This is a genomic window from Pelomonas baiyunensis (assembly GCF_043555935.1).
In the GTDB taxonomy this organism is placed as follows: Bacteria; Pseudomonadota; Gammaproteobacteria; order Burkholderiales; family Burkholderiaceae_C; genus Pelomonas; species Pelomonas baiyunensis.
Map to the genome: position 1 here is coordinate 584,130 of NZ_JBIGIB010000004.1, position 9,103 is coordinate 593,232.

General features: G+C 71.9%; 9 protein-coding genes and 1 pseudogene. 7 read left to right on the forward strand and 3 right to left on the reverse strand.

The annotated features are described in order from the left end of the window. The first annotated feature begins 38 nt into the window (after window positions 1-38). Together ACG01O_RS16755 and ACG01O_RS16760 are read left to right on the forward strand one after the other, a co-directional pair. Window positions 39-626 carry a TetR/AcrR family transcriptional regulator gene (locus ACG01O_RS16755; RefSeq protein WP_394386326.1) on the forward strand — a complete coding sequence of 196 codons (588 nt, stop codon included), beginning with the start codon at window positions 39-41 and terminating at the stop codon, window positions 624-626. A gap of 118 nt (window positions 627-744) precedes the next feature. Next, window positions 745-1,245, forward strand: a complete 501-nt coding sequence (locus ACG01O_RS16760) for a hypothetical protein (RefSeq protein WP_394386328.1) — start codon at window positions 745-747, stop codon at window positions 1,243-1,245. Here the strand turns inward: ACG01O_RS16760 and ACG01O_RS16765 are convergent. From ACG01O_RS16765 to ACG01O_RS16775, 3 genes are all read right to left on the reverse strand, one after another. Further along, window positions 1,242-2,408, reverse strand: a complete 1,167-nt coding sequence (locus tag ACG01O_RS16765) for a serine hydrolase domain-containing protein (protein ID WP_394386330.1) — start codon at window positions 2,406-2,408, stop codon at window positions 1,242-1,244. The genes ACG01O_RS16760 and ACG01O_RS16765 overlap by 4 nt on opposite strands. 27 nt (window positions 2,409-2,435) lie before the next feature. Then, complete coding sequence (locus tag ACG01O_RS16770) at window positions 2,436-2,879, reverse strand: Ig domain-containing protein (RefSeq protein WP_394386332.1); 444 nt, start codon at window positions 2,877-2,879, stop codon at window positions 2,436-2,438. A gap of 142 nt (window positions 2,880-3,021) precedes the next feature. Beyond that, window positions 3,022-4,224 carry a serine hydrolase domain-containing protein gene (locus ACG01O_RS16775; protein ID WP_394386334.1) on the reverse strand — a complete coding sequence of 401 codons (1,203 nt, stop codon included), beginning with the start codon at window positions 4,222-4,224 and terminating at the stop codon, window positions 3,022-3,024. 164 nt (window positions 4,225-4,388) lie between these two features. Between ACG01O_RS16775 and ACG01O_RS16780 the strand changes: the two genes are divergently transcribed. The 5 genes and pseudogenes from ACG01O_RS16780 to ACG01O_RS16800 form a co-directional block, all read left to right on the forward strand. After that, window positions 4,389-6,569, forward strand: coding sequence for a heavy metal translocating P-type ATPase (locus tag ACG01O_RS16780; RefSeq protein WP_394386336.1), 2,181 nt, complete (start codon window positions 4,389-4,391; stop codon window positions 6,567-6,569). 101 nt (window positions 6,570-6,670) lie between these two features. Beyond that, complete coding sequence (locus tag ACG01O_RS16785; protein WP_394386338.1) at window positions 6,671-7,105, forward strand: hypothetical protein; 435 nt, start codon at window positions 6,671-6,673, stop codon at window positions 7,103-7,105. Further along, the gene (locus ACG01O_RS16790) at window positions 7,102-8,049 is read left to right on the forward strand and encodes a DUF2145 domain-containing protein (protein ID WP_394386340.1); all 948 of its coding nucleotides are present in this window, start codon (window positions 7,102-7,104) and stop codon (window positions 8,047-8,049) included. Before ACG01O_RS16785 ends, ACG01O_RS16790 begins: the two co-directional genes overlap by 4 nt. Window positions 8,050-8,084: 35 nt before the next feature. Beyond that, a complete protein-coding gene (locus ACG01O_RS16795) occupies window positions 8,085-8,402 on the forward strand; it encodes a hypothetical protein (RefSeq protein ID WP_394386341.1) in 318 nt (105 codons plus the stop codon). Window positions 8,403-8,525: 123 nt separating this feature from the next. After that, a pseudogene (locus ACG01O_RS16800) lies at window positions 8,526-8,900 on the forward strand (glyoxalase superfamily protein); the annotation flags it as partial. Window positions 8,901-9,103 lie beyond the last annotated feature (203 nt).

The following is a 9,103-nucleotide window of genomic DNA, read 5'->3' on the forward strand; positions in this document are numbered from 1 at the left end:
TGACTCGCAACCTACCAACTAGTAGAGTGCCCCCCATCATGTCCCCCGACCTCTCCCCCAAAGCCGCCGAGATCGTGGCGCACACGCGCGCGCTGTTGGCGGCGGGTGGTTACAACAGCTTCAGCTATGCCGACCTGGCAGAGCGGGTGGGCATTACCAAGGCGAGCATCCACCACCACTTCCCGAGCAAGGCGGCGCTGGTGACCTGCGTCACCCGGCTGTACCGGGAGGAGGCCGCTGCGGCGTTGGGCGGGCTGCAGGCGCAGTTTGACGACCCGCTGTCCGAACTGAACGCCTATGCCGACTACTGGGCCGGCTGCATTCGCAGCGGCGAGCACCCGTTTTGCATCTGCGCCATGTTGGCCACCGAGATGCCCAGCATCCCGGCCGAGGTGGCGGTGGAGGTGCAGGCGCATTTCCAGGCGGTGAGCGCGTGGCTGTCCGAGGTGCTGCAGCGCGGCGCGGCGCGCGGCCAGTTCCACCTGCTGAACAGCCCGGGCATCTCGGCCCAGTCGTTCATGGCGGTGGTGCACGGCGCCATGCTGATGGCCCGCGCGCTGGGCGACCCCAAGGCGTTTGCCGCCATCGTGCAGCCGGCCATCCTGAAGCTGACGCAACGGCCCTGAGGCCCGAACCGCCGAGTCCAACCCACACCGCAACACCCCAACCGCAGGCGGCAGCAGCCGCCTTTCTTTCAACCCCACAACCTACCAACTAGTAGGCTGATTTTCAAATTCCACATCCATGCCACATCCGCTCTCCCCCCTGGGCCTGGCCCACACCCTGCTGAGCCTGCCGCCGGTCATCGCCGGTGTGGCGAGCTTCATTCGCCACCGCCGCATTGACCCGGCCACCCGCTGGGGCCAGGTGTACCTGGCCGGGCTGGCGCTGTCGGTGGTGACGTCGTTCGGCCTGTCCAGCGTGCAGGGCGTGAACCCCGGGCATGTGCTGGGCGTGTTGGCCTTGCTGGCGGCGTTCGCCGGGGCGTGGCTGCTGCCGCGGTGGCGCGCGCTGGGGCGCCTGCAGCCGCACCTGCAATCGCATCTGCAGAACTTCGGGCTGTCGTTCAGCTTCTTCATGCTGCTGGTGCCGGGGCTGAACGAAACGCTGACGCGCCTGCCCGCCGGCGCACCGCTGGCCACCGGGCCGGACGACCCCGTCGTGCGCGGCGCCCTGCTGGCCTGGTTGCTGCTGTTTGTGGTGGGCTTCGTGCTGCAAACGCGGGCCCAGCGCCGGCGCGGTTAAGGCTTCACTGCGGCCACCACCCGGCCCAGGAACTCGTTCAACGCCGGGCCGTTGTCGATCCAGCGCACCACCACCAGCAGGTCGTTCTCCCAGTCGAGGTAGACGATGTTCTGCCCGTTGCCGCGGAAGGTGACGCTGGTTTCCGGCACGGCCGGCAGCGCTTTGCGGCCGGGGTTGAGGAACCAGTTGCAGTAGCCGTACTCGGCGTTGTCCGGGCCGGGTTGGCGGGCCTGGGCGATCCACTCCCGGCGCACGATCTGGCGGCCGGCCCATTCGCCCTGGCGCAGGAACAGGTAGCCGAAGCGGGCCAGGTCCCAGGCGTCGATGAACATGCCGCCGCCCCAGTGGCCGCCGCCGCTGACGCTTTGCATGCGCTGACCGTCCAGCTCCACCCAGCTGTTGTCGTAGCCGTGCCAGCGCCAGCGGCTGCTGGCGCCGATGGGGTCCATCACCTGCTCGCGCAGCACCTCGGGCAGCGGGCGGCGCCACACCTGCAGCGCGGCCAGGGCCAGCACGTTCACGCGCACGTCGTTGTACTTGTAGTGCGTGCCGGGGGCGTAGACGGGGCGGTTGGGCCAGTCCTCGGGCGTCTTGCCCACGGGGCGGTCAGCCCAGTCGGGCTTGCCCCACAGGGTGCCTTGCCAGTCGCTCGTCTGGCGCAACAGATGATCCCAAGTGATGGGGGCGTTCTTGGGCGCGGTGAACAGGTCCACGCCCGGCGGCATGGCGTCGGCCACGCGGTCGTCGGTGCTCTTGATCAGGCCCTGCTGCCAGGCCAGGCCCACCACCGTGGAGAGAAAGGTTTTGGTGATGCTGTGGCTCATGTCCACACGGCGCGTGTCGCCCCACTCGGCCACCACCTTGCCGCGGCGGATGACGAGGCCGTTGATGGCCGCACGCTCGCGCGTGGGGCCGATCTGCCCGCCGAAGTAGGGCTCGGCTTTGCCGAAGCTTTGCGCCAGGGCCAGGGCCTGGTCACGCGGGGCAGGGTTGTCGTGCGCGCGGGCGTAGGCCACGGCGTCGGCCAGGCGGGCTGGGTCCAGGCCCACGGCGGCGGGCTCGGCGCGGGCCCAGTCGCCACGCGGCGGGAAGTAGGCCGGCTCGGCGACGGCGAGCGTCGACGCGAAAGCGGCGAGAAGAACGAGGCGGCGGGGGAGCTTCATGCGGGCATTGTGGCCAGCCGCAGCGCGCTACTTCTCCACCACCAACCGGGCCAGCACGGGCAGTGAGGTCACGCCAGGAAAGCTCAAGCGCACCGCGCCGGTGAAGGCGTCACCGCCGTTGGTGTCGCCCGCGGCCGTGGGCGTGCCGGAGATTTCGCCCGTGGCGGTATTCAGCGTCAGGCCGGCGGGCAGCGGGTGGGCGGCGCTGCCCAGCGCGTACACGCCCTTGCCCACGCACTGCGGCAGCACGCCGGTGTGGATGGGGCGCGCCACCAACGGCGTGCCCACGCGGCCCACCACCACCTGCACCGTGTACGGCGGCGGGTTGTATTGCGCCCCACTCACCACCCAGGTGGTGGTGATGGGCACGATGCCCACGGAGTTGCAGGACTCGGCGGTGGAGCCCCCGCCCCCGCACGAGGCCAACATGCCTGCTGCCAGCGCCACCGCGCCGATCACGCACCCTCTCATCACGCCCTCCCTGGCTCCAGCCGCCCCTGCCGAGATCGGCGGCCCTTGTTAACGCTTCACCTGCACGGACGACAACCGCCGCCGCATGGTACCCAGGGCCATGGCACTGCCGCGCCCCGCCACCCATGCGGCGCGTGGGCGTTCATTTCGCCCGGTAGTGCGCGGTGATGGCGTCAATCAACGCCTGCCGCGCCTGGGCGGAGGGCCCATCTGTGGCGCCGCGCCAGGCGCTGTGCGTGATGACGACGAGGTCCAGCTCGGGGTCGATCCACATGCCCTGGCCGAAGATGCCCGAGGCGCGGTAGGCGGCGCCCGGAGTCGTCCACCACTGCAGGCCGTAGCCGCCGCGGCCTTGCAGGGCGTCAGAAGCATCGCGGGTGGTGGTGGTGGCCTGCGCCACCCAGCCGTCGGGCACCACGGCCTGGCCGCCCGGCAGCCGGGCGCCGCGCATGAAGAAGCGGGCAAAGCGCCCGTAGTCGCGCAGCGTCGCCGAGAGGCAGCAACCCGCCACCTCGGCGCCCGAGCGGTCCAGCATCCAGTAGGCGTCGCCCTCCATGCCCAGGGGCTGCCACACCTTCTCGGCGAGATAGTCCGACAACGTCTTCCCCGTGGCGGCGCGCACGAGGGACCCCACCAGGTTGGTCTCACCGGTTTTGTAGACCCACTTGGTGCCCGGCGCCGCCTCGCGCGGCAGGCGGGCCATGTAGGTCACCACCGGGTCCGAGCCGTTCACCGAGGGCTCGGCGCCGAAGCGGGCGACGTCGGAGTTCGGGTCGCCGTAGTCCTCGTTCCAGCGCACGCCCGAGGTCATTTGCAGCACCTGCCGCACCGACACGCCCTCGTAGGCCGAGCCCTTGAGGCCGGGCAGGTAGGTGGTGATGGCGTCGTCGAGGCTCTTGATCTTGCCGTCGCGGATGGCCGCCCCCACCAGCGTGGACGAGAACGACTTGGCCACGGAGAAGCTCGTCCAGCGCATCTGCGGCGTCTGGCCCAGGCCGTAGCGTTCCAGCACCACCTGGCCGTCTTTCAGCACCAGCAGGCCGGCGGCGCGGTTGCGGGTCATGTAGTCGTCCAGCGTCCAGGTCTGGCCGGCCACCTGGAAGCTGATGTCCAGCGGCTTCTCGGCCACGGGCAGCGGGGCCGGCGCCGTGCTGCGCCGGATGAGCCGCGTGGGGAAGAAGTCTTCCATGTGCGGGTAGCCGGCCTGCTGCTGCTCGAAGGTCCAGAACAGCACGCTGCCTCCCACGGGCTTGAGCGCTGCGCTGGCGGCGGCGGCCGGGGCCGGCTGGGCGGTGGTGACGAACGGGGCCAGCAACAGCAGCCCGGCGAGGGCGAAACGCTTCATGGGTGAGCCTCCAGGGTTGGGCGGGTGGCCGAGCTTATCGGGGCACGGCGCCCCACGCGACTCGCCCTGCCGGCACCGGCGGCCCGGCACTTGGCCTGCATCAAGCCCCGCCGCCCCGAAGCGCGCCATGATGCGCGGTGGCACCCACCGCACCCCGCCCCACCATGAGCACCTCCGCCCTTCACGACGTGACCTTGCAGGTCAGCGGCATGACCTGCGCTTCCTGCGTGCGCCGCGTGGAGAAAGCGCTGGCCGCCGTGCCCGGCGTGCAGGCCGCCAGCGTGAACCTGGCCACCGAGAAGGCCACCGTGCAGGCCCTGCCCAACGTGCCCACCGCCGCGCTGAAAGCCGCACTGGACAAAGCTGGCTACCCCGCCACCGTGGTGGACACCGCCGCCCCGCCCGCACCCGAGGCCCCGCCCACCGGACTGCCCGCGTGGTGGCCGGTGGCGGCCGGCGCGGTGCTGACGCTGCCGCTGATGCTGCCCATGCTGAGCGGCCTGTTCGGCGCGATGTGGATGCTGCCGGGCTGGTTGCAGTGGCTGCTGGCCACGCCGGTGCAGTTCGTGCTGGGCGCGCGCTTCTACCGCGCCGGCTGGCATGCCGCGCGCGCCGGCAGCGGCAACATGGACCTCCTGGTGGCGCTGGGCACCTCGGCAGCCTACGGGCTGTCGGTCTACCTGATGCTGCGCCACCCCGGCCACGCCCACCTGTACTTTGAGGGCTCGGCCGCCGTCATCACGCTGGTGCTGCTGGGCAAGTGGCTGGAGCAGCGCGCCAAGCGCCAGACGACCGACGCCATCCGCGCGCTCAACGCGCTGCGCCCCAGCACCGCCCGCGTGCTGCGCGGCGAGGTGGAGGCCGAGGTGCCCGTGGCCGAGGTGCGCGTGGGCGATCTCGTCGTGGTGCGCCCGGGCGACCGCATCCCGGTGGACGGCGAGATCACCACTGGCCGCAGCCATGTGGACGAGTCCCTCATCACCGGCGAGAGCCTGCCCGTGGCCAAGGCCGTGGGCGACCGCGTGACCGGCGGCGCCATCAACGCCGAGGGCGCACTCACGGTGCGCACCACCGCCATCGGCGCCGAGACGGCCCTGGCCCGCATCATCCGCATGGTGGAGTCGGCCCAGGCGGCCAAGGCGCCCATCCAGCGCGTGGTGGACCGGGTGAGCGCCGTGTTCGTGCCCGTGGTGCTGGCCTGCGCGGCGCTCACCTTCGTGGGCTGGTGGTGGCACAACGGCAATGCCGAGGCCGCGCTGGTGAACGCGGTGGCCGTGCTCGTCATCGCCTGCCCGTGTGCGCTGGGCCTGGCCACGCCCACCACGCTGATGGCCGGCACCGGCGTGGCCGCGCGCCAGGGCATCCTCATCAAAGACGCCGAGGCGCTGGAGCTGGCGCACGCCGTCACCATCGTCGCGTTCGACAAGACCGGCACGCTGACCGTGGGCCAGCCCACGCTCACCGCCGTGCGGCCCGCCGAGGGCCACACGCGCGACGAACTGCTGCAACTGGCCGCCGCCCTGCAGCGCAGCAGCAGCCACCCGCTGGCACTGGCCGTGCTGGCCGAGGCCAAGAACCTGCCGGCCTTGCCCGTGGCCCAGGCCCGCGCCCTGCCCGGCCGCGGCGTGGCCGGCGAGGTGCAGGGCCGCGCGCTGGCCCTGGGCAGCGCCCGCCTGGCGCAGGAGCAAGGCGTGAATGCCGGCCCACTCGCCGCCGAGGCGCAGCGGCTGGAGGCGGCCGGGCACACCGTGTCGTGGCTGATGTCGGGCACCGAGCTGCTGGGCCTGCTGGCCTTTGGCGACCGCATTAAAGACACCGCCGCCTCTGCGGTGGCGCAGCTGCAGGCGCGGGGCATCCGCACCGTCATGCTCACGGGCGACAGCCGGGGCGCGGCGGCCGGCGTGGCCCAGGCGCTGGGCATCACCGAGGTGCACGCCGAGGTGCTGCCCGGCGACAAGGCGGCCACCGTCCAACGCCTGCGGGCCGACGGTGCCGTGGTGGCCTTTGTGGGCGATGGCTTGAACGACGGGCCGGCGCTGGCCGCTGCGTCGGTCGGCTTTGCGATGGCCGGCGGCGCTGACGTGGCCACCGAAGCCGCGGGCGTGACCCTGATGCGCGGCGACCCGCGCCTGGTGGTGGACGCGCTGGACGTGTCTCGCCGCACCTACGCCAAGATCCGCCAGGGCCTGTTCTGGGCCTTTGCGTACAACGTGGTGGGCATTCCGCTGGCGGCACTCGGCCTGCTGAACCCGGTGATCGCCGGCGCGGCCATGGCCTTCAGCAGCGTGAGCGTGGTGGCCAACGCGCTGACGCTCAAGCGCTGGCGGGGCACGGCCACGCAGTAGCAACGCGACACGCTGCCGACGCCACGCCGGCCACCCACGGCCGCCACACCCGCCCAGGCGCGCTATCGTCACGGCTCCACCCCTGCTCCCCGAGTTGCCCCATGCGTTGCTTGTTGCTCACCGCCGTTCTTGCCCTGGCCGCCACCGGTGCCCAGGCCTCGTCCACCGCTGCGTCGTCGGCGGCCGACGCCGGCTCGTCCGCCTCGGGCAGCGCGTCGGACTCCCTCAAAACCTCGTCCGGCAGCAGCAGCGGCGGTGAACGCCGCGCCGAAGGCCGCTACCGGGTGACCGAAGTGGCCCGCGCCGAGGGCCAGAAGCTGCGCCTGACGCTGACCCGTGACGGCGCCGAGACCGTGGCCCTGACCCTGCCCCAGCAAGCCCTGGCCGCCCGCGCCGTGAGCGTGGGTGACGAAGTGCAGGCCACGCCCCAGGCCTACGGCATTGCCTTTGCCCACGCCGACACCGGCCGCGCCTTCTTCCTGGTGCTGGACGACGCCTGGACCCGCGAGCTGGGCGCGCGCGTCGTCACGCCTTGAGCCTCCGCGCTGGCCTGAAATCGGGCTGGCGCCGCGCAGCCGCCGCGCTGGGCGCCGCCGGGGCCGTGATGGCCGCGGGCACGGCGCACGCCGGCTCGGTGCTGCCCCAGGGCTGTGACCGGCCCGTGCCCACCACAGCCGACCAGCAAGACCGCCTGCTGCGGTTTGCCGCCGTCATCCGCGCCGTGCTGGCCGACAGCGGCGCACCGGCCGCGCTGATCGCCCGCTCGGGCACCGACCTGTCTCGCTTCGGGCTGCGCTACTCGCACGCCGCGGTGGCGCTGGCCGAGGGGCTGGGCGACGACCTCACCCCCATGCCCTGGGCCGTGCGCCAGCTGTACTACGCCTGCGCCGAAGGCCAGCCCCGCCTGTTCGATCAAGGCCTCGCCGGCTTCGTGCTGGGCAGCGACAACATCGCCCTGGGCTACGTGAGCCTGCTGCTGCTGCCGCCCGAACCCGCCGCCGCCCTGGCCCGCGCCGCGCTGGACAAGCCCCGCGCGCTGGGCCTGCTGAACGCGCGCTACAGCGCCAATGCCTACCCCTTCAGCACCGCTTACCAAAACTGCAACCAGTGGGTGGCCGAACTGCTGGCCGCCGCCACCGCCGACGCGCCGGACGCCCCGCAAGACCGCGCCCAGGCCCAGGCCTGGCTGCGCCGCGAGGGCTACGCGCCCGAGCCCGTGCAGGCCGCGCCCTGGCTGATGCTGGCCGGCCGCTTCGTACCCTGGCTGCACTGGGACGACCACCCCGCCGAGCAACTGGCCGCCGGCGCCGTACAAACCAGCCTGCCCACCAGCCTGGACGCCTTCGCGCTGCAACGCTGGCCCACCGCCCGCCGCCTGGAGCTGTGCCACGGCCCACACGGCGTGGTGGTGCATGAAAGCCCCGCGCCTCTGGCCGCCGGCTGCGTGCCCGGCGAGGGCGACCGCCTGCTGCCCTGGTGAGCCCGCATCCCCTGCCTGCTTTTGACCCCCACGCCATGCCCACGCTGCACCACCTGAGCTTTGACCTGACCGACGGCGCCGACGAGGTGCTCACCCTGGACGCCATGGCCTCCACCCGCGAGGCCGCCCACCCGGCCGTGATGGCCGAAGTGGCCGAGGTGCTGGCCTGGGCCCGCCACACGTTTGCCGGCCGCGAGGGCCCGGTGGAAGACGGCCACGCCTGGCACCACGAACTGCTGGTGCAGCACGAAGCCGGCGGTTGGGTGACCGTGACGCTGACCTTCAGCGCCAACGCCGAGTTTGCCGAGGCACTGCAGGCCGCATTCCCGGCGGCCGGCGATGACGGCGACTGACCGGCGACTGACCGGCGCAGTTCGGCGTGATTTGGCGTGATTCGGCAGCGCCCCCTGACGCCACCGTCCCGCGCATATTCACCGCCTCCGGCCCGCCGCCCACACACCCCCGCTGACACACTCGCCCCCATGCACTTCCAGCAAACCACCCCCATCCTGCGCAGCTTCAGCGAGGCCAAGGCGCGCGAGTTTTACGTGGACTACCTCGGCTTCACCGTGGACTGGGAGCACCGCTTCGAACCCGGCATGCCGCTGTACCTGCAGGTGTCACGCGCGGGCTGCGTGCTGCACCTGACCGAGCACCACGGCGACTGCTGCCCCGGCGCAGCCATGCGCATTCAGGTGAGCGACGTGGACGCCTTCCACGCTGAGCTGTGCACCCGCCCCTACGCCAACGCCCGCCCGAGCATCCAGGCCATGCCTTGGGGTTCGCGCGACATGTCGGTGACGGACCCGTTTGGGAATCGGTTGACGTTCACGACGGCGGTGAGCACCTGAGGTTCGCTCCCGGACAAGGCGGTGATGGGAATGGAGCTGGTCTGGCTCACCAAGAGCGCCATGTCCGCGATGCATTGCCGGGAGTCCGCCCCGGCGGGCGGGTAACTTTCTTCTGCCGGGCTGTTTAGACCGGAGACATGGGTAACACCCGTGCCAGGACATGGGTAACGCGTTCTCAAGTGTCCAACAGAGGCTCACGTAGG

Coding starts and splice junctions, on each gene's coding strand:
- ACG01O_RS16755 (WP_394386326.1), top strand. CDS start 39: ATGTCCCCCGACCTCTCCCCCAAAGCCGCCGAGATCGTGGCGCACACG.
- ACG01O_RS16760 (WP_394386328.1), top strand. CDS start 745: ATGCCACATCCGCTCTCCCCCCTGGGCCTGGCCCACACCCTGCTGAGC.
- ACG01O_RS16765 (WP_394386330.1), bottom strand. CDS start 2,408: ATGAAGCTCCCCCGCCGCCTCGTTCTTCTCGCCGCTTTCGCGTCGACG.
- ACG01O_RS16770 (WP_394386332.1), bottom strand. CDS start 2,879: ATGAGAGGGTGCGTGATCGGCGCGGTGGCGCTGGCAGCAGGCATGTTG.
- ACG01O_RS16775 (WP_394386334.1), bottom strand. CDS start 4,224: ATGAAGCGTTTCGCCCTCGCCGGGCTGCTGTTGCTGGCCCCGTTCGTC.
- ACG01O_RS16780 (WP_394386336.1), top strand. CDS start 4,389: ATGAGCACCTCCGCCCTTCACGACGTGACCTTGCAGGTCAGCGGCATG.
- ACG01O_RS16785 (WP_394386338.1), top strand. CDS start 6,671: ATGCGTTGCTTGTTGCTCACCGCCGTTCTTGCCCTGGCCGCCACCGGT.
- ACG01O_RS16795 (WP_394386341.1), top strand. CDS start 8,085: ATGCCCACGCTGCACCACCTGAGCTTTGACCTGACCGACGGCGCCGAC.